This window comes from Pseudomonas sp. HMSC063H08, from assembly GCF_001813645.1.
Taxonomy (GTDB): domain Bacteria; phylum Pseudomonadota; class Gammaproteobacteria; order Pseudomonadales; family Pseudomonadaceae; genus Pseudomonas; species Pseudomonas aeruginosa.
The window spans coordinates 1-302 of record NZ_KV813457.1 but is presented as its reverse complement, the minus strand read 5'-3'; the positions used below and the strand labels follow the sequence as shown (position 1 = coordinate 302).

1 protein-coding gene is annotated in these 302 nt (G+C 60.9%); it reads left to right on the top strand.

Annotation, left to right across the window (positions count from 1 at the left end):
• On the top strand, positions 1-209 hold a 209-nt coding region (locus HMPREF2924_RS36215), incomplete at its 5' end, for a hypothetical protein (RefSeq protein ID WP_218189334.1).
• Positions 210-302: the final 93 nt, after the last annotated feature.

Genomic DNA, 302 nt, shown 5'->3' with positions numbered 1-302 from the left:
AGGTTCGCCTGCTCGGAGGCGCTCGCTGCGAAGGCTCCCTGTGCGACCAGCGCACCGCAGGCCAATACGGCCAGGCAGGTTCGGCGAAGGGGTTGATGTGGAGTGTTCACGGCGAATCTCTTGCAGATCAGGGTGCGATCAGCTTGCCGATCGCCCTGATTCCATTCCGCAAGAAATACTCGGCGCGGGTCCGGGGTATTTTTTTATGAGGTTGCGCGCTTGAAAAACAGCAGGTAGCTGACGGGCAGAGCGATGCCCCAGGCCCAGCCCTGGGCGTTTTGATTGCCGATCTCGGTTACGCC